The sequence below is a fragment of the Bradyrhizobium guangxiense genome (assembly GCF_004114915.1).
GTDB lineage: Bacteria > Pseudomonadota > Alphaproteobacteria > Rhizobiales > Xanthobacteraceae > Bradyrhizobium > Bradyrhizobium guangxiense.
The window spans coordinates 5,400,938-5,422,805 of sequence record NZ_CP022219.1 but is presented as its reverse complement, the minus strand read 5'-3'; the positions used below and the strand labels follow the sequence as shown (position 1 = coordinate 5,422,805).

Here is a 21,868-nt window from a genome sequence, read left to right as displayed (position 1 = left end):
AAGTCGTCTTCATCCGCCGATCCAACAAGAAACGACAAGGCCCGCATCGCAAGTATGCGCGGCGAACAACTGTGTATCAGCAATGGAGCTGGGACGTGACGATTGAGTTGAGCCGGCCTCGACTTCGTGCCCAAGTCGGCTCGTTTGGAATGCCGGCCGTCTCGCGCAGCGCCCCCGCTGCGCGACGCGAAGATGAAACGGTGCGCCCGCGATCGCATCAAGCAGGTGCACCGGGCGCCGTGCAGAACGCGGAGCCGGCCGGTCCGGACGCAAGTCCGGGCAATTGTTGACGGCGCCGCTCGGGGGACTGCGATGGAAGGGGATCATTGGCCTTGCGGCCCGTGCGACGGTGCCGGGCAAAACCTGGCCCGCTTGCGCGATCGCGCGTCACAATTTTTCGAAAGCCTGTCCGTCGCGGAGCTGGTGCGTGAGACGCACCGGCACCTGTGGATTTCGGACTGGCTGAGGCTCGCAGACGACTACCGCACATTGGCCGAAAGCGCGCGCGATGTTGGGTCCGCCCAAATTGCGCGGGAAGCGTGGCTATGCTCGTTGACGGCCCTCGAAGTCGTTAGGACTCTGTCCTGTCCGGGTGATGTCGAAAATGCCGATCTCGCGGACGAGGTCGGTATCGGCCTGAGAGGCTTCGAGGCCGAGGCTGGTCTGGCGGTTGAGCGCGTCAAGATCGATTTCTTCGATCAAGGGGCGTTGGCCGGCTTCTTCCTGCCGGCACTCCGTCGTGGGCCTACCGCGCCGGCCGTGATCTGCGTCAGCGATGGGGACGTCACCCTGGGCTCGATGATGAGCAGGCTGTTGCCGGCCTCGCTCTGCGGGTCAATGTCGCTGCTGTTCGTCAATGCCGGCACTTCGACTGTCCATCGCTCCTTCAAGCCGGAGCACAGACTTCAGTGCTGGTTGGACTATCTGGAAGCTCGTCCCGATGTCGATTCGCGGCGGATCGCGATCTATGGCGAAGGGGCGGGCGCGTCTCATGCGTCCCGCCTCGCCCTCTCGGATCGCAGAATCGCGGCCGCGGTGTGCGACGGCGGTGTCTCGACGCCGGTCATGCGCAGAGCGCTGCGGAGGATGACCAGCTTCGGGCCGGCTATCCCTGACGGAGCGTCGGCGGGTTCGTTACTGCCGTCGCGTCGGCTCCCGTGCCCGCTGCTCATGGTCGTCGGGACCCGCTCCATGATCTGGGAGCAGGATGCGCTCGATCTGCAAGCCGGCTATCGGGAGAGTGGAGCTGATTGCTCGGTCGTCGTGCCCAACAACGTGCCGCACCCGCTCGGCGAGGTCGAGAATTTCATCGCCATCGACAACTTCGTGCTCGAATGGCTCGACAGCAAGCTCGGGACTGCCCGCCCGCATGAAGCCGTGACCTACCTCTAGCTCGGTCAGGGCCTGGCCGGTGCGCGTGTTGACCCCTCATGATGAAGGGGCAGCGGAGTGGATGTCGCGAGCCATGGAAGGCCGATGCTGGCGCAGCGCGACGACGGCACCCGGTCTCGCCCGGGCATCAGCGGATCACGACGCGTCGATAGCCAGCAATCGTGCCGCCAGCCGGGCATTTCTGGCGATGGTTGCGAGCGCGCCATTCAGCTCACTCAAGGTCTTCTCGTCGAGCTCGTTGAACATGGTCGAATTCAAGGCGAGCTTTCTCTTGGACAGTTTCTCGATTTCAGCCGTCGCCTTCGGGGTCAGCGACATCAGAATGAAGCGGGCGTCGTCCGCGGCCGGCTGCCGCGATAGAAAGCCGCCCTTTTCCAGGATCTTGGTCTGGTTGGTCACGAAGGCCGGGTGGACCCGCAACTTGTTCGCGATCTCGATGCCGGCAACGCCTCGTCCTTGGTCCAGTTCGGTGATGGCCATCAAGATCAGCCATTGCGGCTGGGTAATGCCCAATAGTCCGGCCCAGCTGGTGTGAATGTCCTCCAGCTGTGCGTGGATCTCGACGATGTTCCAGATGAACTCCCTGATCGTTTTGTCGAGCTTCTTCTCGATCATGCCGCGTTGCCCCCCGTTTGGCGTTGATCCTTTCTTATTGTTCTTGGATCAGTGTTCTATCGGGATATCGCGGGCACGTCTCCTATGTCGCGTCTCGACGAGGGCAACAGCCACGACATTGTTGAAATGGCCCGATGATTTGATGCTTGCAAAAGTCAATTAATTCAATTACGTCTCGCTGCACTCAATCTTTGCTGCTCTTGACCCTGTCGACGGACAGCGATGTGAGACCTCCAAGAAAGCCCTCGGGATGCCCCCTGAGGGCTTTTTACTTTTTATTCAGTGCGTTAGTCGGCCTTCTGACCGCCTCTGTTGCTCTGCGGCAACATCTCCCGCCGAACTTACAATTCACCAAATCAATAAATTGAGGCTGTTGTTTTTCTAAACTATACGTGAAGCACGACGGAGGGGGGGCACCTCGCTGTCGTTTCAGTCCGGACCTTCAGTGCGGATCTGAATTGAACGGAAATTATGAGGGTGAAGCGGTGTCCTCCGAGGAAGCCGAGCCCCCTGAATCGACCTGGAGGTTTACCTAATGAAGTTGACGAAGACTCTTTTGCTTGGCTCGGCTGCCGGCCTGATGGCCGCCTCCGGGGCTTTCGCTGCCGATCTCCCCGTGAAGGCCAAGGCGGTCGAGTACGTGAAGATCTGCTCGCTGTACGGCGCCGGCTTCTACTACATCCCGGGCACCGACACCTGCATCAAGCTGGGTGGTTATCTGCGCGCCGAAGTTGGGTTCAACACCAACAGCATGTACGGCATCTCGAACGGCTCGCCGGCCGGTGCGCACAACCGCCTCGGCAACTACTACACCATGCGCGCTCGTGAAGATCTCAACATCGACACGCGCACCGCGACCGAGTACGGCGTCGTCCGTACCTTCTTCGACGGCGTGTTCTCCTGGACCACCGGCGGCTATCAGGGCTCGGGCTCCGCGACCGGCGGCACGGTCTATACCGGCAACCTTGGCCTCAACACCTCGGGTGCAACCCCGGCTCTCGTTGGTTCGTCGATCAACGGCACCGACGGCAACACCTCGGGCGGTTCGCTCGGCGTGTACTACGCCTTCATCCAGTTCGCTGGCTTCACCATGGGTAAGGCGGTGTCGCAGTTCGACGCGCCCTGGACCAACTATCCTGGCAACAACATCGACAGCCTCGTCGGCGGTTCCGGCACGGTCACTGGTGTCAACCAGTTCACCTACACCGCTGACTTCGGTCAGGGCGTGACGGCCTCGTTCTCGGCTGAAGATGCGACGGCCTACTACCAGGCGGGCAACGTCAACCTCTCCGGCGCCAGCGCTGGCAGCATGATCGGTGGCACCTACGGCACCAACGCCATCGGCGGTTCGCGTTCGCCGAACCTCGTCGGTATGGTCCGTGTCGACCAGGCCTGGGGCCTGTTCCAGGCGTCGGTCGCTGCGCATGACAACCACGTCGCCTATTACGGCGCCACCGAGCCGACTGGCCACCCCGACGACAAGTGGGGTTGGGCGGTTCAGCTCGCTCTGTCGATCAAGAACATCCCGACCGGTGCGGGTGACGTGATCAACATCCAGGGCGTCTACACCGACGGTGCGACCCGCTACAACTTCCAGAACCTGGCGGGCAGCAGCTACTCGATGTTCGGCAGCTCGGGCATCGCCTACCAGAGCGTTGGCTTCGCCTATGCTCCGGACACCGTGTTCATCACGGGCGGCCAGCAGGAGACTGTGAAGACCTGGGGCTTCCGCGGTGCTTACACCCACAACTGGGATGCGTACTGGAACACCGCGCTCTACGGCGCCTATGCTCAGGCTCAGTACGGCTCGGTCGCCAAGACCGCGCTCTGCGGCGCTGGCGGCACCGGCGGTGTCTTCGGCGGCCTCGCGGGTGTCACGGGTTGTAACCCTGACTTCGCCGTCGGCCAGATCGGCATCATCACCCGCTGGACCCCGGTCAAGAACCTGACGTTCTCGGGCGACCTGAACTGGACCCGTCTCGACCAGAAGTACTCTGGAACCGTGGGTTACGCTGGTGCCGGCACGACCGCCAAGCCGGCCGCCCTGTACGAGCTGAAGGATCAGGACAGCATCACCCTGCTCCTCCGCGCTCAGCGCAACTGGTAAGATCTGTCGAAAGACGTGAACGAACACCCGGCGGGAAACCGCCGGGTGTTTTTTTGTGCCGATGCGGCGTGATAGCTGAGGCTACGCCATCGTGGCTGTGTCGCCCTCCGTCAATCCCTCCCGCCCAAAATATTCCGCTTTACCGAAATTCGGAAATGGCGTATGTGTCGCCTATCCCGGCTCATCCTTGAGGGGCGATCATGTTGTCGTCACGATGCGCGAGCCGGGTTTGCGGTGGACGCGGCAGCGTCGGCACGAGTTGGGGCGGGCAGGGCGGGTAGTCCCTGTGAGCCTGAATCCCGCGTGCAGATGAGCGGCGCTGTTCAGTTCGTCGTGCCAACATTTTTCCGGCCATGTCGACAATGCCGGGAAACCCTGTGGCGCCAACGAACGCGCGTACGGCAAAACCGTGTGGTCCTGGCCGTCGTTGCTACGGTCAAGCCTTTCGAAGATGCGCGCGAGCCCAACCGGGTGGACGGCATCATCCAATTCGAACGGCGAGGGAGGCCAGAAGGAAAGTTCGGCTCCCGGGAGAGCACGGCATAAGCCGTCCGACCATCGCGCAGGGAAGGCCGTGTGTTGGGCTTCACCTGTATGCTGCTGGGCGGTTCTTCCTGCGTGTGCATTTCGCGCAGCGGACCGCGGGTGCCGCCGGCACCCGGCCTTCCCTGCGCCCTCTTGGCTAAGAGGGCGGCGCGATCAAGCAAAGCTCGGGCGGATCAAGCCGCGAGAACGGGAAGGCGTGTCTGCTCGTCACAAGCTCGGACATCGTAGGTTGGGCAAAGCGCAGGCGTGCCTACGCGGGACGCCAAACTCTCGGGTGCACGCAACGCACGGTGCGGTTGTCTCCCGCGGTGAGGTCAGACCGATTGCACGCATGGCGCGAACCCATCCGCCTGGCCTTGTCGACGTCACCTGTCCGGAAATTGCGGGCTTCAGCCCTGGCTCACGATCCGTGCGCGGTCGAGATGCTCCTCGATCTTCGGGCGGTCGCGGGTACGTTCGAAACTGGTGCACAGCAGTTCGGTTTCCTCGAGCGAGACCGGCGCGCGATAGAGCCGGCACATGAACTCGGCGCTCCCGCGACCCTTGCCGATGCCCGGGCCGCGTTCGGCGAGAAACATGCAGTCCCGGCAGACGCTGGCATCGAGCCGCTGATGGGCCGCGTCGAGGTGATTGAGGACCTCGCGGAGCGAGCCGCGCAGCCTGAGGCATTCGTCGCTCCCGAGCGCATCGACCGCATTCACGACGTGGTTGATCGGGTCGTGCTGGCTCAGGCATTTCTCGCCCTGGGCGGTGACGTGCAGGACGACAGAGCGCTTGTCTTCCTGCGACGGCTTCCTCACCAGGAAGGACTTGCTCTCCAGCGTCTTCACGATTTGCGATGCAGTCGCTCTGGTCGCGCCGATGAAGCCGGCAAGCGCGGAGGGCGTGCGCGAAAACCTGTTGGCGCGGCCGAGAAAGCGCAGCGCCATCCATTCTCGATCGCGCAATCCATGCTGGTTGCCCTCGAAATACCAAGCCCTCGCCGCTTGAACCAGCAGCTCGACGGCTTCTCGTGCCAATGGCATGAATCTACCTCGTCCCCGGAACTTCGTCTGCGGCGACCCGAAGCCGCTTTACGCCTTGGCTCACGAATGCGTCGAAGGACAGCAAAGCGCTGCAGCTGTCCGGCGAGCGCGTCGCGTCGAGCTTGCGTTCGAAGGGACGAATTGCAGCGCGCCCGATCCGGACCAATGGGCGACGCGTGCACCGGAGAGACAAGCTGCGTCGTTGGCATGCCAACAGCGTCGTCGCACGGGAGCCCGAGTTGCCGTCGCCAGCAGACGATGGATCGGAACAGTTCAACCGAAGCCCCTGAGTTCAAGTCACGCGCAGACGTTTCTTATATTCCGTCGGAAACGATGAATGAGCTTCTCAACAAAATCAAGTACAGACACTCGCGTGCCCCAGATGTCGTTGCAGGTGAATGTAACGTTCAAGACAATCTTGCTCTTCAGAACACATGATAGTGAGCGCAATACGTTGTCCGGCAAGCAGCATGCACTCAATTCTGCAACGCTTTGATTGCACCGCATCTTGCTGTCTGCGTTCGACGCAAACTGATCGAAGCTTGTGCAAGAGTGTGGCGCGTAGCGCGACGTCATCCACAGCTTGTGCGTGGCGTCGCAGAATCATCGAGGGAATTCCAATGAATTACACGCGCCGGTTGTTGCTCGCGGAGCGCGTAGAATCGCCCATACGACTGCTTCCGGCGCGGCTGCTCATTCCTGCTAGTCGCCCTTGAGCATGTCCCGGAGCTCGCGGAACGGATCCGCGCTCGGTGGCGCCGACGCGTCCTGTCGCATCGCGTTGTAGATTCTCGGAACCATGTCGACCGCCTGGTCGAGGCCCGAATCACGTCCCGGCTGATACCCGCCCATCAGGCGAAGGTCGCGCGTGTCCTCGTATTTTGCGATCATGGCGCGCAGCTTGCTCACCAATTCCCGCTCTTCGGGGTCCCAGACGTTATGGGCGAGGCGGGAGACCGAGGCTAGAACGTCGACGGCCGGATAGCGCGCCTGGTCGGCGATGTGTCTGGAGAGCACGATGTGTCCATCGAGCGTGCTGCGGATGGTGTCGGCGATCGGCTCGTTGTGATCGTCGCCGTCGACCAGCACGGAGAATATCCCGGTGATGGTGCCGGAGCCTTCCTCGCCGGGGCCGGCGCGCTCCAGGAGGCGCGGCAGATCGGTGAAGACAGTCGGTGCGTAGCCGCGAGCGACCGCGGGCTCGCCGGCGGCGAGCGCGACCTCGCGGGCGGCGTGGGCGAAACGGGTGATCGAATCGACCATGAGCAGGACCGATTCGCCGCGGTCGCGGAAATATTCGGCGACCGCCATGGCCGTCTTCGGCGCCAGCCGCCGCATCATCGGGCTTTCATCTCCCGTCGATACGATGGTGACGGCACGCTGGCGATCGTTGCCCAGCACGTCCTCGATGAACTCGCGCACCTCGCGGCCACGCTCGCCGACCAGGGCCAGCACCACGGTGTCGAAGCCCTGGCTGCGGGCGAGCATCGCGAGCAGCGTCGACTTGCCGACGCCGGAGCCGGCAAAGATGCCGACGCGCTGGCCGGCGCAGATCGGCGCGAACAGGTCGATGACGCGCACGCCGGTGCGCAGCGGCTTGTGCACGCGTGCGCGCTTCATGGCCGACGGTGCCTCGGCCTCGGCCGAGACCGCGAGGGATCCCGGGGTGAGGGGCCCCTGTCCATCCAGCGGTGCGCCGAGAGCATTGATGACGCGACCCTTCCAGCTCGGATCCGGCGCAAAGGACAAGGCCGGCATCCGGTAGCCGACCGAGCCGAGACCGCCGGCGAATTGCCGGTCGAACGGCTTGGCAACGATGCCCTCGCTATCGATCCGCACCACCTCGCCGATCTGGGGCTTGCCGGCCGAATTGACGCCGATGAGCTCGCCGAGCCTAACGAAGCGCGACAGGCCGGAGACACGAAAATGCGTCGGCGCGATCTCGGAGATCGCGCCGCTGACGCTTGCCAGGGGAGTGCTCTGCTGCAGCTCCAGCAGCGCCCACTCGAGTTGCCGAAGAGCGTTCAAGGAAACCGTCCAACCTCAATCTGAAGCATGATCCGGAAAAGTGTGCAGCGGTTTTCCGAAAAGATCATGCTTGAACAACAAACAAGCGCCGCGAGGCGCGTCTACTTGCCGGGCTCGCCCAGCGTCCGGATGGCGTTCTGCAGCGAGCTCTCGGTGCCCTCGATCATCGAATTGGTGCCGTCGAAGGCGCGCGAGGCCGCGATCAGCTTGGTCAATTCCATCATCGGGTTGGCGCCGGAGCCCTCGACATAGCCCTGCTTGAAGCCGTCGCGGGAGAAGTCGGCGATGGCGGTCGCGGGGCGGTCTGGCGTCACGCCGGAATTGCCGTAGCGCTCGAGATTGGCGTCGGCGGGGATGCTGAACAGGCCGATCGTGCCGATCTCGTTGTTGTCCTGGGTGATCGCGCCGCTGCGCGAAATCGAGATCGGTCCGCCGTTCGGGTCGAGCGTGATCTGCGCGCCGCCGGAATCGACGACCGGAAAGCCGCTGACGGTCTGAAGATCGCCGTTCGAGGCGATCTGGAGCCGGCCGTCGCGGGTATAGACCGTGCCGTTCGGACCGGCGAAGGCGATCCAGCCCTGCCCGACCACGGCGACGTCGAGCGGGTTGCCGCTCTCGGTGATGTTGCCCATCTCGCGGGAGATGATGTTGTCGCCCGGCGAGGAGAAGGCGACCGGGCTCGGGCCCGCCTTGGACAGCACGGTCTCGAACTTCACCACGTCGGTGCGGAACGCTGCCGTGTTCACGTTGGCGACGTTGTTGGCGATCGTCTGCAGGCGCTTCTCGAGGGCGACCTGCGCCGACAATCCGACATAGAGAGCCGATTGCATGACTTACCTGTTGAACCTGATGTTCTGAAGCGTCGTGAGCATGTTGGTATCCATACTGGCCGAGGCGGATGCGCCGCCGATGAGGACCAGCGCGGGATTGGTCGCGCTGTTGCTCTGGGCCTGGGTCGCGTCCCACATCGCCGCGAAACGCTGCACGAATTTGGTGACCTTGGCCGGGTCCTTGAAATCGGTGAGCTCGATCCTGTCGGTGATCATCTTGGCCTGGGCGTCGATGTTGGCCGCGCTGATCGTCGACGGCAGGCCGAGCGCGGTTTGAACCACCTGTGTCAGCGCCTTGTCGGCGAGGATCTGATAGGCGGTCGTGACGGTGGAGGCCTTGCGGGTGAAATAGAGCGCCAGCCGCAGGCCTTCGTTCTGGTCGCCGGCCTTCTCCTCCATCGTCTGCGTGACGTATTGGGTCGCCGTTCCGGTCGTGGCCGCGGTGGTCTGGGTCGCCTTGTTGCCGAGGGCGGCGAAGTTGAAGGCGGTGGCGAATTGCCGGTAGCGGGTGTCGGTGAGCTTGTTGGCGAAGGCGTCCTTGCTCGCAACCCCCTCCGTCAGCACTTTGCGCATGAACGCCTTGGCGTAGGTCATGTCGCTGAGGCCATAGGCCTTCATCGCGTAGGAGTAGAGGCGATAGTCCTTCAGGAAATCGTCGATGGTCTTCACCTTGCCGATATGGCTCAGGAAGTAATCGGTCTCGCGACTGACATCGGGCTGCTTCGCGACCTGCGTCAGCGACTTGCCCATGTCCTTGGTCAGCCTGGTGTAGTCCGCGATGGTGGATAGCATGGCACGCGTCCCTCTGGCCGCCGGTGCGCCCCCGCCTCAAGCTGCCGTCAATTGCTTGCGCGAGGCTGACGATGGAGCAAGCCAGCCTCGCGCAAGGCTCGCCAACTAGATATTCCCGATGGGATCGGCGATGGAGTGGCGCGTTGGGCAGTTTCGTGGGGGGTTTCATCACGGTAGCGGCGCTGCTCGGCGGATTTGCCGCCATGGGCGGGCACCTGGCCGTTCTCATGCAGCCGTGGGAGTTCGTGATCATCATGGGCACCGCGGTCGGCACCTTCATCGTGGCCAATCCGTGGAAGACGGTCGTGGACACCGGCGTCGCCTGCATGCAGGCCATCACCGGCGCCGTGCCGAGTGAGCGCTATTATCTCGACCTGCTCGGCGCGCTTCATGCCCTGATGCGCGAGCTGCGCGGCAAGGGCCGCAACGAGGTGGAAGCGCATATTGACGATCCCGCGTCCTCGGAGATCTTCAAGGCATTCCCCAGCGTGCTCGGGGATCCCTCACTGCTCCAGTTCATCTGCGACTATGTCCGCCTCATCATCATGGGCAATGCGCGCACGCACGAGATCGAAGCGCTGATGGACGAGGAGATACACACCATCGTCAAGAGCAAGCTGATGCCCTATCATGCGCTCGTGACGGTGTCCGAGGCGCTGCCGGCACTTGGCATCGTCGCCGCCGTGCTCGGCGTCATCAAGGCAATGGGCGCGCTCGACCAGTCGCCGAAGCTGCTCGGCGGCTTCATCGGCGCGGCCCTGGTCGGCACCTTCGCCGGCATCTTCCTGTCCTATGGCGTCCTTTCCCCCTTCGCGATCAAGATCAAGATGACGCGCGAAAAGAAGTGTCGTCCCTACATCATCGTCAAGCAGACGCTGCTGGCGTTCATGAACGGCGCGATGCCGCAGATCGCGGTCGAGCACGGCCGCAAGATGATTGCGAGCAGCGAGCGGCCGTCGATCGACGTCGTCGAGAACGAGACGATCGCGGGTCCCAAGGCGGTCGCGACCGAGGCTGAACCCAAGGCTGCACGCGCATGATGATGGAAGACGTCGAAGTCGATCAGAAGAAGCAGCTCCCGAACTATCTGCTGGACGCCGCCGGCATATCGATCGAGCGCATGCCGATGCTGAATGTGATCTTCGATCGCATGGCGGCATCGTGCACCGACAGTCTGCAGCCGATGGCTGGAACGCCATGCTATTTCTCGGTCAACGGCATCACCAACGACCCTCTCGGCGACATCATCAAGGACTACGAGGGCAACGCGGTCGCTGCGGTGCTCTATGCCGAGCAGTGGGACTCCCGCGTCATCATCATGCTGGACCGCGACTTCGTGTTCACGATGGTCGAGGCGATGTTCGGATCGGACGGTGCGGAACCGCCGCTCGATGTCGAACGCACTTTCTCGAATATCGAGATCCGGCTGGTCCAAGCGCTGTTCGAGCGGTTCGCCAAGGCGCTGCAAGCCGCCTTCGCCGGCACGTCAAACGTCACTTTTCGCGTGGAGCGGGTCGAGACGGCGATGGCGTCGCTGGCGATCGGTCGCGCCAGCAACATGTCGATCTGCGCGAACATGATGGTGCAGGCGCTCTACCGCGGCGGCCAGATGTTCCTGATCATTCCGCATTCCGCGCTCAACCCGCTGAGGCAGAAGCTCGCTCACGTCGTTGTCAGCGACGGTCGCGCGACCGATCCACGCTGGCGCGAGCAGATGGAGAGCGAGGTTCAGAGAACCGAGGTGACGCTGAGCGCGGTGCTCGACGAGAAGATGATTTCGCTCGAGGATGTCGTGAAATTCAGGGTGGGGCAGGTGCTCGAGCTCGAGGCTACGCCGCGCACGCTGGCCCGTCTCGAAAGCAACAACCAGGTGCTGTTCTGGTGTCAGATCGGCCAGCTGGATGGCTATTACGCCATGCAGGTGTCCGATCCCGTCGACCAGAAACGGGAGTTCGTCGATGATATCCTATCTCGTTGATGCCGTGCTGCTGATTGCGCTCGCCTTCACCAGCATGCGGGTGACCCGGATGCACCGCGAGCTGGCGCGGCTGCGCAGCTACCAGGGCGAGTTCTCCACCATCGTCCATGAGACGGCGGGTGCGTTCGACACGGTCATCACCGCGGCGCATGATTCTACGGCCAATCTCGGGCGGCTCGCCAACGTGCTGAGCGCCAAGATCGACCAGGCCCATGAGGCGATCGCGGCGCTCGATGCCCGCAGCGGGCTCGTGCCGGCCGCATCCGCGGGCGGCACCGAAGTGAACAAGCACTAAAGCCGGCCCCGCCGGCATCAACACAATCGGAACGTCACGACGCTCCAAGAGCGGACTACCAAGAGGCGATACCAGATGGCGCAATCCTTCGATTATGACTCTGCCACGCGAGCGACCGCCTCCGACGAGGGGCACACGGATACGACTCCGCTGGAGCGGCTGGCGGAGATCGCCGCGCGCACGGCGGAGGAGAGCGGAAAGTTCGCCAATGTCGATGCCATCCTGCGCATTCCGGTCACCATGCAGGTCGTGCTGGGATCGGCGACCATTCCGGTGGCGAATCTGATGAAGCTTGGCCGCGGCGCGGTCGTTCCGCTCGACCACCGGGTCGGCGAACCCGTCGACGTCGTCGTCAACGGCCGCATTGTCGCCCGCGGCGAGGTGGTCGTCGTCGAGGAGGACAATTCCCGCTTTGGCGTCTCGCTCACGGAGATCGTCGGACCGCTGGGGCAGGGCGATAGCTGACCATGGCGGCACAAGTCGGCATCGCCCCCGTCAAGCAGCGAGGCGTTGCCACGCTGGGTGGAACGGAAAAGGTCGCGGCGCTCCTCCTGGCTATGGGCCGGCAGGCCGCCGCGAGCGTGCTCGCGCAATTCGAGCCGCAGGACATTCGCATCGTCACGAAGGCCGCGGCCGAGCTGCGGCCGATCACGGCGCAGGAACTCGAATCCATCGTCGAGGAGTTCGCCCAGCAATTCTCCATGGGCGCGAACATTCTCGGCACTCTCGGCGGCCTGGAGGCCGTGCTCGGTGACGTGCTTCCCGCCGACCAAGTGTCGGCGATCATGTCGGACCTGCTCGGCAATTCGAGCCGGTCGGTGTGGGATCGCGTCTCGTCGGTGTCGGAAAACTCGCTTGCGACCTATCTTTCCAAGGAGCATCCGCAGACCGCAGCGCTGATCCTCTCCAAGGTCAAGCCGTCCTGTGCCGCCAAGGTGATGAGCCAGCTGCCCTCGAGCCTGCGCAACGAGCTGATGCGGCGCGTGCTCAGCCTCAAGCCGATCGTCGACGACGCGATGAAGGTGCTCGAAAAGACGCTGCACGAAGACCTGACGCTCAATTTCGCCCGCAATCTCGGCGCCGACACCTACGCCCGTGTCGCCGACATCATCAACAAGATGGAGCGCGGCCATATCGAGGACATCCTGAAGAGCTTGTCGGAGAAGCGGCCAAAGTCGGCCGAGGTGCTGAAGGAGCTGCTGTTCACTTTCGACGACGTCATCAACCTGGCGCCGAAGGCGCGCACCATGATCTTCGACCAGGTTCCGACCGACCGCATCGTGATCGCGCTGAAGGGCACCGACAAGCATTTCCGCGAGCTGATCCTGTCCGCGGTCGCCTCGCGCGTTCGCCGCGTCGTCGAGGCCGAGCTCGCGATCGGCGAGCCCTCGAACCAGCGCGACGTGCTGGAGGCGCGGCGCGTTATCACCGACCTCGCGCTCGACCTCGCGGAGAAGGGTGAAATCGAGCTCAACCCCGACCAGGAGGATGAGCTGGTCTTTCGCTGACCGCTGAACGGGCATGGCAGAAACATCCGATCAGGAGAGCAAGACAGAAGAGCCGACCGAGAAGAAAGTCCGCGATGCGCTCGAACAGGGCAAGATTCCGGTCTCTCGGGAAGCCTCTATTTTTGCCTCAATGGCCGCTCTGATGGTCATTCAGGCGTTCCTGATCGGTCAGGGCGTGCAGCAATTGACGCCGACCCTGAAGAGCCTGCTCGACGATCCCGAAGGCTTCCCGCTTTCCACCGGCGCGGACGCGCAAAACCTGCTCACCGTGGTCGGCCTGCAGGCGCTGCGCTTCCTGGTGCCGCTGGTCGTCATCCTCATGGTGTTCGGGCTCGCCTCCTCGTTGCTGCAGAACGCGCCGCGCTTCGTGCTGGAGCGCATCAAGCCGGAATTGTCGCGAATCTCTCCGATCGGCGGCTGGAGCCGGATCTTCGGAACGCGAGGCCTCGTCGAGTTCGTCAAGTCGCTGTTCAAGCTGGCCGCGGTGACCTCCGTGGTCGTGTTCGTGCTGCGCTCATCGGAGGCGAAGGCGTTCGAGGCGATGTACACCGATCCGGTTGCGCTGCCGGAGATGATCCTCAACATCGCGATGCGGATCGTCTCGGCGATCTGCATCGCGACCATCATTCTGGTCGCGATCGATCTCGCCTGGGCGCGCTTCCACTGGCGGCGCGAGCTGCGCATGACAAAGCAGGAGATCAAGGACGAGCACAAGCAGGCCGAAGGCGATCCGCTGATCAAGGCTCGCCTGCGCTCGCTGGCACGCGACCGCTCGCGGCAGCGGATGATCGCCTCGGCTGCGCGCGCGACGCTTGTGATCGCGAATCCGACGCACTTCGCGATCGCGCTGCGCTACAAGCGCGAGGAAAATCCCGCGCCGCTCGTGGTGGCCAAGGGCATGGACGTGATCGCGCTGAAGATTCGCGAGGTCGCAGAGCAGAACCGGATTCCCGTCATCGAGAACAAGGCGCTGGCGCGCGCACTCTACGAGGCGGTCCAGGTCGATCAGGTGATTCCGGCCGAATTCTTCCGCCCCGTCGCCGAGATCATCTACTTCATCCAGTCGAAGCAGGCGCCGCGGACCGAGAAGGTTCAGTAGATTTCCGAGGATGACGTCCGGCCCAACAGCTTGACGAAAGCTTAACGACCTAGGCTCCTCTCCGAATGGACCGGAATGGAGCTGTCGTGGGACCGCTTTATCTTTTCGAACTCGCATCGTCGCAGGCGCGCTATCTTGAGCTCCGCCAGTCGACCATCGCCACCAACGTTGCCAACGCCAACACGCCGGGCTTCAGGGCGCGCGACGTCGAGCCTTTCAACAAGGTGCTCGACGGCATGCCGGTAAGGCTCGCCACGACGTCGCCGTCGCACATGCAATTGTCCGCGGCCGAGACCGACACGCGCGCGACCGCGAAGAAGGATAGCTGGGAAGTGGTTCACTCCGGCAACTCCGTCAGCCTCGAGCAGGAAATGATCAAGGGCAGCGACGTCAATCGCGATTATTCGATGAACTCGGCGATCGTGCGGTCGTTTCACCGCATGGTCCTGTCGGGCGCAAAGGCCTGAGGTGAACTGACATGCTGGATTCACTGAGCGCCTCCCTGACGGTCGCGAGCTCCGGGCTCGAAGCGCAGTCGACGCGCATGCGCATTGTCTCGGAGAATCTCGCCAACGCAACCTCGACGGGACGCACGGCCGGCGCCGATCCCTATCAGCGCAAGACCATCACCTTCGATGCCGCGATGGACCGGGCCGCGGGTGCGCAGCTCGCGAAAGTCAAGGAGATCGGCGTCGACACCACGCCTTACCGGGTTGAATACGATCCCGGGCACCCCGCCGCCGACAAGGCCGGCTACGTCAAGCTGCCGAACGTCAACATGATGATCGAGATGGCCGACATGCGGGAAGTCAACCGGTCCTATGAAGCCAATCTCCAGGTCGTGAAACAGGTGAGGTCGATGCTCGGCATGACAATCGACCTCCTAAGGAGCTGACGATGCTTGAGGCGATTTCATCCACGGCGATCTCCGCCGGACAGGCCGCGAGCCGCGCCACCGAGACGCAGGCCATCTCGCCTGCGGCAACCGCAGCGGTCCAGACCACTGACGATGTCGGCTTCGACTCGGTGATGAAGCAGGTGACGACCGACGCGATCGGAACGCTGAAGGCGGGCGAGGCGGCGTCGATCTCGGCGATGCAGGGCAAGGAATCGACGCGGCGCGTCGTCGAGGCGCTGATGTCGGCCGAACAGGCCCTGCAGACGGCGGTCGCGGTGCGCGACAAGGTCGTGCAGGCCTACCAGGAAGTCGTTCGGATGTCGATTTGATCTGAAGGAGTGACCCAAGTGAAATCGCTCGCCATTGCGGCCACGGGCATGAACGCCCAGCAGACCAATATCGAAGTCATCGCGAACAACATCGCCAATATCAACTCGACCTCGTACAAGCGGGCGCGCGCGGAATTCACCGATCTGTTCTACCAGATGGACCGCATGCAGGGCGTGGCGAACGTCAACGGTTCCTCGCCGATCCCGGAAGGCGCCAATCTCGGCCTCGGTGTCAAGTCGGCGGCCATCCGCAAGCTGCACATCCAGGGCGCGCTGACGCAGACCGGCAATCCTTACGACCTTGCGATCAACGGCCGCGGCTGGTTCCAGGTGCTCGGTCCCAACAACGAGGTGCAATACACCCGTGCGGGCTCGTTCAACGTCAATGCCAACGCCCAGCTCGTCACGATCGACGGTTATCTGCTGGATCCCGCGATCACCATCCCGCAGGGGACGGTGGAGGTCACTGTCAACCAGACCGGCCAGGTGTTCGCCAAGCTCGACACCGAAGTGAACCCGAGGCAGATCGGTCAGCTCAACCTCGCCAATTTCGCCAACGAAGCGGGCCTCGAACCACTGGGCGGCAATCTCTACAAGGAGACCACAGCGTCGGGCACGCCTGTCGTCGGACTGCCGGGCGACGCCGGCTACGGCAAGATCAACCAGAAATGGCTTGAAGCCTCGAACGTCGACCCGGTCAAGGAAATCACCGAGTTGATCTCTGCCCAACGCGCCTACGAAATGAATGCCAAGGTCATCCAGGCCTCGGATGAAATGGCCCAGACGGTCTCGAAGGGCATGCGCTAGTTCCGGTGTTTCGATGTTGAACAGGGTGGGCCTGATCATGCGCGGGTTGGCCGTCGTGCTGCTGGTTCTGGCCTCGGTGCGCGTCGCCGTCGCCGAGGAGAAGCGGCTTCCGGTACCGGCGGTTTCGATCCGCGCCGGCGAGGGGATCCGGGACGACATGATCGCCGAGCGCGCCTTCGCGCCGAGCCTGCTCGGCGTTGCCATGTTCATCGAAACACGCCAGGTGCTGGTCGGCCGCATGGCGCGGCGCGCGCTGTTGCCGGGCCAGCCCATTCCCAGCAATGCGGTGGAAGATCCCTGGACCGTTGCGCGCGGCGCCATGGTCAAGGTGGTGGTCGAAGACAGCGGCCTGTCCATCGTCACCTACGGCTCGGCGATGCAGTCGGGGGCGGCGGGCGCGCTCATCCCGGTGCGCAATACCGATACCGGGGTGATCATCAGGGGCATCGTCCAGCCGGACGGCACCGTCAAGGTCGTGGACGGGTCATGACGAGGCTCCTGCTTTCGCTCGTCCTGCTGCTTTCGGCCGGCAGCGCCCATGCCGCGGTCCGCATCAAGGACATCGCGGACATCAAGGGTTTGCGCGAAAACCAGATCGTCGGCTATGGCCTCGTCATCGGCCTGAACGGCACCGGCGACACGCTGCGCAACGCGCCCTTCACGGAGCAGTCCCTGCAATCGATGCTCGAGAACATGGGCATCAATGTTAGGAACGAGACCACGAGCACCAACAATCCCCCGCGTCCCACCACCCTGCGCACGCGCAACGTTGCGGCGGTGATGGTGACCGCGGACCTGCCGCCTTCGATCGGGCCCGGCGAGCGCATGGACGTCACCGTGTCGTCGCTCGGCGATGCCACCTCGCTGCTCGGCGGCACGCTGGTCATGACGTCGCTGCGCGCAGCTGATGGTGCCGTCTACGCGGTGGCGCAGGGCGCGATCACGGTCGCCGGGTACAGCGTCGGAGGCCAGGCGCAGAGCGTCAGCCAGGGCACGCCGACGGCCGGGCGCATTCCGAACGGTGCGCTGGTCGAACGCGAGGTTCAGGGAAGTCTCCACGAGATGGAGTTCCTGGTGCTGGAGCTGAAGAATCCCGATTTCGTCACCGCGACGCGCATCCTCGACGCCATCAACCGCTACGCCGGCGGACGCTATCGCGCGCAGATCGCCTTTGAGCGCGATTACCGCACCATCGTGCTGTCGAAGCCGCGCCACATCGGCCCGGTTCGATTCCTGTCCGAGATCGGCGAGCTGACGGTCGAGCCGGACACGCCGGCACGGGTGGTGATCAACGAACGCACCGGCACCGTGGTGATCGGGCGCGACGTGCGGATATCGACCGTTGCTGTGACCCACGGCAATCTGACGGTCCGTGTCACGGAGATGCCGGTGGTGTCGCAGCCGGCGCCGTTCTCGCGAGGCCAGACGGTGGTCGTCCCGCAGACCGTGGTCGAGGCCAACGAGGCCGGAGCGCAGGTGGCCATCCTCAGCGGGGTCGATCTGCAGCGCCTGGTGCGCGGGCTGAACCAGATTGGCCTGAAGCCGTCGGGCATCATCGCGATCCTCCAGGCGATCAAGACCGCCGGCGCGCTTCAGGCCGATGTCATCGTGCAATGATGCATAAGCGTCGTGCAAGCTTGGTCGCTCAATGCTCGGATCTCGACCGAGAATCGCACACGGCCCGATGCTGAAGCTGGATCACAAAGCCAAACTCCTCCTGCTGGTTGCGGCCTCAGTGCTCGCGAGCGCGTCGCCCGTGCGCGCTCTGGACGAGGCCAAGACGTCGAAGCCGCTCAACCTGCTGTCCTTCGCGCGCGCCCGCGCGGCCGGCCCTCAGAAGCCGCAGCCGGTCACGGTGGCGCCAAGCGATAATGCGTCGATCCGGGCCACGGCATGGGCGGCCGAAGATCCGGGCCCGGCGGCCACCGGAGCGGTGCTTGCTCCCGAGATGCTTGCACCGGCGGCTGCGCCTGCAGCTGCACCGGTACGTCCGGCCAAGCCTGGCAGCGTCACGGCGCCGCCGAAGCCCGCACCGCCGCAAGCCACAGCGTCTGCGGACAACGAAGTCGCCCTGTTCTGCAGCAACGTGGCCGATCCTGCCGTCGATGCGAGGCTGGCCTGGCAGCTCAAGGAATTGCAGAAGGCCGAGACCCTGCTGCGCGAACGGATCGCCGAGGTGGAGGCCAAGCGCGCCGAATATGAAAAGTGGATGGAGCTCCGCGACGACTTCCTGAAGAAGGCTGAAGCCAGCGTTGTCGAGATCTATTCGCGCATGAAGCCCGAAGCTGCGGCGACCCAGATCGCCGGCATGGCGGATGAGACCGCCGCCGCCGTGCTCGCCAAGCTCAGCCCGAGGAGTTCGAGCGCAATCTTCAACGAGATGGATACGGCACGCGCGGCGCACCTCGCCGACCTGCTTGGGGGCATGCGTCGCGTGGACGACGGAAAGACCAAATAGATGAAGAAGCCGATCCTCATCCTCCCGCTCATCCTGGCGTCCGGGCTCCTGGCCGGCTGCTTCCATGATCCGGCCGAGGTCCTGACCGGCCCGCAAATGTCGCCGGTCGGCAGCGGCCTCCGGACCCAGGCCGACCCGATCCCGGTGACGCCGCGCATGCGCACGCCCGTCAGCTATCGTTCGACCTGGGACGACGGCACCGATCTCTACCGCGATCCCCGCGCCCGGCGCACCGGCGACGTCGTGACGGTGATCATCTCGATGCAGGACAAGGCCAAGCTCGACAACAAGACCGGCCGCTCGCGCGATTCGCAGGTCAAGTTCGGGCTCGATTGGCTGATGGATGTCGCGGGATGGAACGACAAGGGCCAGGCCAACGCCAACCTCAGCACCAACACCCAGATCAAGGGTAACGGCCAGATCGACCGCACCGAGGATATCAAGCTCTCGATCGCCGCCATCGTCACCGACGTGTTGCCGAACGGCAATATGATGATCAGTGGTTCGCAGGAGTTTCGCGTCAACACCGAGATGCGCGTGCTCAACGTCGGCGGCATCGTGCGCCCGCGCGATATCTCGCGGGCCAACACCATCTCCTACGACAAGATCGCCGAGGCGCGCGTGTCCTATGGTGGTCGCGGAAATCTGTCCGACGTGCAGCAGCCTGGATGGGGACATCGGATCTATGACGCCGTGGCACCATTCTGAAGTTCGCGCTCGTCCGGCGGTGTCGCGAAGGCAGGGGACGTCATGCGCCTGATTGCGGCCATCGTGGCGTTGACCTTGGTCGCGATCGGTGCGGGCGCGCTGGCCGGCCTGCATCTGTTTGCGGCGGCCGAGCGCGCCGCCGACGCGAAGAAGAACGTGACGCCGCCGCCGATCGCCTCGAGCTACGCCGGCAGCGCGCGCTTGCGGAAATTGTCCCCGATCGTAACCAATCTCGCCGCGCCGGCCAACAATTGGGCCCGTATCGAAGCCTCCATGGTGACCGAGAGCATGAGCGACGAGGACGCCGGCATCCTGGCCGCCCACATCAGCGAGGACATCGTCACTTATCTGCGGTCCGCGACGGTCGCGCAGTTCGAGGGATCGCGCGGGCTCCAGCATCTGCGCGACGACCTGACCGAACGCGCCAGCATCCGCTCCTCGGGCAAGGTTCGCGAATTGATCATTGAGACGTTGGTGATCCAGTGAGAGTGAAAGTCCTGCTGCTCGCCTTGATCATGGTCGTGCTACCCGAAGTGGCGCTCGCCCAGATTCCGGACCTCAACTCGCTGCTGCCGCCCGGAAACGGCTCCACCAGCGGCAGGGTCATCCAGCTGATGGCGCTGATCACGGTGCTGTCGGTGGCGCCGGGGCTTCTCATCATGGTGACGAGCTTCACACGATTTGCGGTGGCGCTGTCGTTCCTGCGCGCCGGGCTCGGCCTCCAGACCACGCCGGCCAATCTGGTGCTGATCAGCCTCGCGCTGTTCATGACTTTCTACGTGATGGCGCCGACCTTCGATCGCGCCTGGGAGACCGGCGTCCAGCCGCTGATGAAGAACGAGATCTCGGAAGAGCAGGCCTATCTGAAGATCACCGATCCGTTCCGCGAATTCATGCTGGCTCACGTCCGCGACAAGGATCTGCAGACCTTCGAGTCGCTCGCCGCGGAGAGCTTTCGCAAGAAGTTCGACGACAAGCGCGTCGATCTGCGCGTCATCATCCCCGCCTTCATGATTTCCGAGCTGAGGCGTTCGTTCGAGATCGGATTTCTCATCATCCTGCCGTTCCTCGTGATCGACATGATCGTCGCGACGCTGACCATGTCGATGGGCATGATGATGATGCCGCCGACGATCCTCGCACTGCCGTTCAAGATGCTGTTCTTCGTGCTGATCGACGGCTGGAATCTGCTCGCCTCCGGACTGGTGCGCTCGTTCTCGTAAGCGGCGGCAAGCCGCCGGCCGAACCGTTATGGTTAGCGAGAAGTGCCAGCGCATGGTTACCAGAGGGTAATGGTAACCATATGATATTGCTGCGAAATTCAAGTCGATCTTAATCCGCGCGCAAGATTCGGCGTGCTAGCAATGCGTCACGGCGGGGTGGACCCCACCCACTTCAGTCCAAAGGCATGATGCCGCCCCTCCGTACCGGTGAAAGCCCGGTATGTCCCCTGATGAAAATGTAACGCGTACATAAAGGGACATTCGCAATGTCAAGCCTGCTCACGAACTCGTCCGCCATGACCGCGCTCCAGACCCTGCGGTCTGTCAGCTCGCAACTCTCCACCACGCAGAGCCGGATCTCCACTGGCCAGCGCGTGGCGACGGCCGCGGACAACGCCGCCTACTGGTCGATCGCGACCTCGATGCGTGCGGACAACGCCGCACTCTCCGCCGTCTCCGACTCGCTCGGTCTGTCGGCCGCGACCGTCGACACCGAGTACACTGCTCTGAACAAGGTCCTCGGCGACAGCAACTCGGGCCTGACCAAGCTCCAGTCGCTGCTGGTCGAGGCCAAGACCGCCGGTATCGATCGCAGCAAGATCCAGTCGGAAATCACCCAGATCCAGCAGGACATGAAGAACGTGGCCGGCGCGGCGACGTTCAACGGCGTCAACTGGCTGAGCACCAACGCCTCCACGCCGGCGACCGTCAATCTGGTGTCGTCGTTCTCGCGCGTCGGCTCTACGCCGACCACCAGCTCGATCACCGTGACCGTCGCCAACTACTCGCTCTACACCTCGACCACGAGCGGCATCCTCGACACGGTGAGCGGCAGTGCGTCGGTCGACAGCCTCAACATCGGCGCTCTGACCGACTCGACGGCCGACCAGACCATTCTCGACGGCTATATCGCGCAGGTCACCGCAGCGATCGGCACGGTGTCTTCGGGCGCCGCCAACCTCGGCGCCATCAAGAACCGTATCTCGAACAACTCGGAGTTCGTGAAGTCGCTGATGGATTCGGTTGATCGCGGTATCGGCCAGCTCGTCGACGCCGACATGAACCAGGAGTCCACCCGACTGGCGGCTCTCCAGGTCCAGCAGCAGCTCGGCGTCCAGGCGCTTTCGATCGCCAACAACAACAGCCAGAGCATCCTGTCGCTGTTCCGCTAAGTCCGGAGACAACCTCGGGAGGGCCGCGCTTCTCGCGAAGCGCGGCCCTTTCCTTTGG

24 protein-coding genes are annotated in these 21,868 nt (G+C 63.7%); 19 read left to right on the top strand and 5 right to left on the bottom strand.

What is annotated here, in order from left to right; genetic code table 11:
- Positions 1-312 precede the first annotated feature (312 nt).
- Complete coding sequence (locus tag X268_RS25940) at positions 313-1,392, top strand: alpha/beta hydrolase family protein (protein WP_128927561.1); 1,080 nt, start codon at positions 313-315, stop codon at positions 1,390-1,392.
- A gap of 135 nt (positions 1,393-1,527) precedes the next feature.
- On the opposite strand, the gene X268_RS25935 is transcribed toward X268_RS25940, so the two are convergent.
- Positions 1,528-2,007: a MarR family winged helix-turn-helix transcriptional regulator gene (locus tag X268_RS25935; RefSeq protein WP_128927560.1), complete on the bottom strand. Its 480-nt coding sequence runs from the start codon at positions 2,005-2,007 to the stop codon at positions 1,528-1,530.
- Between the two features lie 535 nt (positions 2,008-2,542).
- Here X268_RS25935 and X268_RS25930 point away from each other — a divergent pair.
- Positions 2,543-4,114: a porin gene (locus X268_RS25930; protein ID WP_128927559.1), complete on the top strand. Its 1,572-nt coding sequence runs from the start codon at positions 2,543-2,545 to the stop codon at positions 4,112-4,114.
- Positions 4,115-5,049: 935 nt separating this feature from the next.
- Here the strand turns inward: X268_RS25930 and X268_RS25920 are convergent.
- The 4 genes from X268_RS25920 to X268_RS25905 all read right to left on the bottom strand — a co-directional run bounded on the left by X268_RS25920 (position 5,050) and on the right by X268_RS25905 (position 9,335).
- The gene (locus X268_RS25920) at positions 5,050-5,685 is read right to left on the bottom strand and encodes a MarR family winged helix-turn-helix transcriptional regulator (RefSeq protein ID WP_128927558.1); all 636 of its coding nucleotides are present in this window, start codon (positions 5,683-5,685) and stop codon (positions 5,050-5,052) included.
- Positions 5,686-6,387: 702 nt separating this feature from the next.
- Positions 6,388-7,713, bottom strand: coding sequence for a flagellar protein export ATPase FliI (gene fliI / locus X268_RS25915; protein ID WP_128927557.1), 1,326 nt, complete (start codon positions 7,711-7,713; stop codon positions 6,388-6,390).
- Positions 7,714-7,814: 101 nt separating this feature from the next.
- Positions 7,815-8,543: a flagellar basal-body rod protein FlgF gene (flgF, locus tag X268_RS25910; protein ID WP_128927556.1), complete on the bottom strand. Its 729-nt coding sequence runs from the start codon at positions 8,541-8,543 to the stop codon at positions 7,815-7,817.
- A 3-nt stretch (positions 8,544-8,546) separates the two neighbouring features.
- The gene (locus X268_RS25905) at positions 8,547-9,335 is read right to left on the bottom strand and encodes a DUF1217 domain-containing protein (protein WP_128927555.1); all 789 of its coding nucleotides are present in this window, start codon (positions 9,333-9,335) and stop codon (positions 8,547-8,549) included.
- A 143-nt stretch (positions 9,336-9,478) separates the two neighbouring features.
- On the opposite strand from X268_RS25905, the gene motA reads away from it, so the two are divergent.
- From motA to X268_RS25820, 17 genes are all read left to right on the top strand, one after another.
- Positions 9,479-10,375, top strand: coding sequence for a flagellar motor stator protein MotA (motA, locus tag X268_RS25900; RefSeq protein ID WP_128927554.1), 897 nt, complete (start codon positions 9,479-9,481; stop codon positions 10,373-10,375).
- Entirely contained in the window at positions 10,372-11,313 is a 942-nt protein-coding gene (locus X268_RS25895) for a flagellar motor switch protein FliM (protein ID WP_128927553.1), read from the top strand. Before motA ends, X268_RS25895 begins: the two co-directional genes overlap by 4 nt.
- Entirely contained in the window at positions 11,294-11,608 is a 315-nt protein-coding gene (locus tag X268_RS25890; protein WP_128927552.1) for a hypothetical protein, read from the top strand. Before X268_RS25895 ends, X268_RS25890 begins: the two co-directional genes overlap by 20 nt.
- 75 nt (positions 11,609-11,683) lie before the next feature.
- Complete coding sequence (gene fliN, locus X268_RS25885) at positions 11,684-12,073, top strand: flagellar motor switch protein FliN (protein ID WP_128927551.1); 390 nt, start codon at positions 11,684-11,686, stop codon at positions 12,071-12,073.
- Between the two features lie 2 nt (positions 12,074-12,075).
- Positions 12,076-13,116, top strand: coding sequence for a flagellar motor switch protein FliG (locus X268_RS25880; protein WP_128927550.1), 1,041 nt, complete (start codon positions 12,076-12,078; stop codon positions 13,114-13,116).
- Positions 13,117-13,129: 13 nt separating this feature from the next.
- A complete protein-coding gene (flhB, locus tag X268_RS25875) occupies positions 13,130-14,215 on the top strand; it encodes a flagellar biosynthesis protein FlhB (protein ID WP_128927549.1) in 1,086 nt (361 codons plus the stop codon).
- A 65-nt stretch (positions 14,216-14,280) separates the two neighbouring features.
- Positions 14,281-14,682: a flagellar basal body rod protein FlgB gene (flgB, locus tag X268_RS25870; protein WP_128927548.1), complete on the top strand. Its 402-nt coding sequence runs from the start codon at positions 14,281-14,283 to the stop codon at positions 14,680-14,682.
- Positions 14,683-14,693: 11 nt separating this feature from the next.
- Entirely contained in the window at positions 14,694-15,110 is a 417-nt protein-coding gene (flgC, locus tag X268_RS25865; RefSeq protein WP_128927547.1) for a flagellar basal body rod protein FlgC, read from the top strand.
- A gap of 2 nt (positions 15,111-15,112) precedes the next feature.
- Complete coding sequence (gene fliE / locus X268_RS25860; RefSeq protein WP_128927546.1) at positions 15,113-15,442, top strand: flagellar hook-basal body complex protein FliE; 330 nt, start codon at positions 15,113-15,115, stop codon at positions 15,440-15,442.
- 18 nt (positions 15,443-15,460) lie between these two features.
- Positions 15,461-16,249, top strand: a complete 789-nt coding sequence (gene flgG / locus X268_RS25855) for a flagellar basal-body rod protein FlgG (RefSeq protein ID WP_128927545.1) — start codon at positions 15,461-15,463, stop codon at positions 16,247-16,249.
- Positions 16,250-16,262: 13 nt separating this feature from the next.
- Positions 16,263-16,739, top strand: coding sequence for a flagellar basal body P-ring formation chaperone FlgA (gene flgA, locus X268_RS25850; protein WP_164937944.1), 477 nt, complete (start codon positions 16,263-16,265; stop codon positions 16,737-16,739).
- Positions 16,736-17,866, top strand: coding sequence for a flagellar basal body P-ring protein FlgI (gene flgI, locus X268_RS25845; protein ID WP_128927543.1), 1,131 nt, complete (start codon positions 16,736-16,738; stop codon positions 17,864-17,866). Before flgA ends, flgI begins: the two co-directional genes overlap by 4 nt.
- 67 nt (positions 17,867-17,933) lie before the next feature.
- On the top strand, positions 17,934-18,707 hold the full coding sequence (locus X268_RS25840) for a MotE family protein (RefSeq protein WP_164937943.1): 774 nt from the start codon (positions 17,934-17,936) through the stop codon (positions 18,705-18,707).
- Entirely contained in the window at positions 18,708-19,415 is a 708-nt protein-coding gene (gene flgH / locus X268_RS25835; protein ID WP_128927541.1) for a flagellar basal body L-ring protein FlgH, read from the top strand.
- A gap of 42 nt (positions 19,416-19,457) precedes the next feature.
- The gene (locus X268_RS25830) at positions 19,458-19,901 is read left to right on the top strand and encodes a flagellar basal body-associated FliL family protein (RefSeq protein ID WP_128927540.1); all 444 of its coding nucleotides are present in this window, start codon (positions 19,458-19,460) and stop codon (positions 19,899-19,901) included.
- Entirely contained in the window at positions 19,898-20,638 is a 741-nt protein-coding gene (gene fliP, locus X268_RS25825; protein ID WP_128927539.1) for a flagellar type III secretion system pore protein FliP, read from the top strand. Before X268_RS25830 ends, fliP begins: the two co-directional genes overlap by 4 nt.
- 266 nt (positions 20,639-20,904) lie before the next feature.
- Positions 20,905-21,810, top strand: coding sequence for a flagellin N-terminal helical domain-containing protein (locus X268_RS25820; protein WP_128927538.1), 906 nt, complete (start codon positions 20,905-20,907; stop codon positions 21,808-21,810).
- Positions 21,811-21,868: the final 58 nt, after the last annotated feature.

Coding starts and splice junctions, on each gene's coding strand:
- X268_RS25940 (WP_128927561.1), top strand. CDS start 313: ATGGAAGGGGATCATTGGCCTTGCGGCCCGTGCGACGGTGCCGGGCAA.
- X268_RS25820 (WP_128927538.1), top strand. CDS start 20,905: ATGTCAAGCCTGCTCACGAACTCGTCCGCCATGACCGCGCTCCAGACC.
- flgI (WP_128927543.1), top strand. CDS start 16,736: ATGACGAGGCTCCTGCTTTCGCTCGTCCTGCTGCTTTCGGCCGGCAGC.
- flgA (WP_164937944.1), top strand. CDS start 16,263: ATGTTGAACAGGGTGGGCCTGATCATGCGCGGGTTGGCCGTCGTGCTG.
- X268_RS25890 (WP_128927552.1), top strand. CDS start 11,294: ATGATATCCTATCTCGTTGATGCCGTGCTGCTGATTGCGCTCGCCTTC.
- flgC (WP_128927547.1), top strand. CDS start 14,694: ATGCTGGATTCACTGAGCGCCTCCCTGACGGTCGCGAGCTCCGGGCTC.
- flgH (WP_128927541.1), top strand. CDS start 18,708: ATGAAGAAGCCGATCCTCATCCTCCCGCTCATCCTGGCGTCCGGGCTC.
- X268_RS25830 (WP_128927540.1), top strand. CDS start 19,458: ATGCGCCTGATTGCGGCCATCGTGGCGTTGACCTTGGTCGCGATCGGT.
- X268_RS25935 (WP_128927560.1), bottom strand. CDS start 2,007: ATGATCGAGAAGAAGCTCGACAAAACGATCAGGGAGTTCATCTGGAAC.
- flgB (WP_128927548.1), top strand. CDS start 14,281: ATGGACCGGAATGGAGCTGTCGTGGGACCGCTTTATCTTTTCGAACTC.
- fliN (WP_128927551.1), top strand. CDS start 11,684: ATGGCGCAATCCTTCGATTATGACTCTGCCACGCGAGCGACCGCCTCC.
- X268_RS25840 (WP_164937943.1), top strand. CDS start 17,934: ATGCTGAAGCTGGATCACAAAGCCAAACTCCTCCTGCTGGTTGCGGCC.
- X268_RS25930 (WP_128927559.1), top strand. CDS start 2,543: ATGAAGTTGACGAAGACTCTTTTGCTTGGCTCGGCTGCCGGCCTGATG.
- flhB (WP_128927549.1), top strand. CDS start 13,130: ATGGCAGAAACATCCGATCAGGAGAGCAAGACAGAAGAGCCGACCGAG.
- X268_RS25905 (WP_128927555.1), bottom strand. CDS start 9,335: ATGCTATCCACCATCGCGGACTACACCAGGCTGACCAAGGACATGGGC.
- X268_RS25895 (WP_128927553.1), top strand. CDS start 10,372: ATGATGATGGAAGACGTCGAAGTCGATCAGAAGAAGCAGCTCCCGAAC.
- flgF (WP_128927556.1), bottom strand. CDS start 8,543: ATGCAATCGGCTCTCTATGTCGGATTGTCGGCGCAGGTCGCCCTCGAG.
- X268_RS25920 (WP_128927558.1), bottom strand. CDS start 5,685: ATGCCATTGGCACGAGAAGCCGTCGAGCTGCTGGTTCAAGCGGCGAGG.
- X268_RS25880 (WP_128927550.1), top strand. CDS start 12,076: ATGGCGGCACAAGTCGGCATCGCCCCCGTCAAGCAGCGAGGCGTTGCC.
- fliE (WP_128927546.1), top strand. CDS start 15,113: ATGCTTGAGGCGATTTCATCCACGGCGATCTCCGCCGGACAGGCCGCG.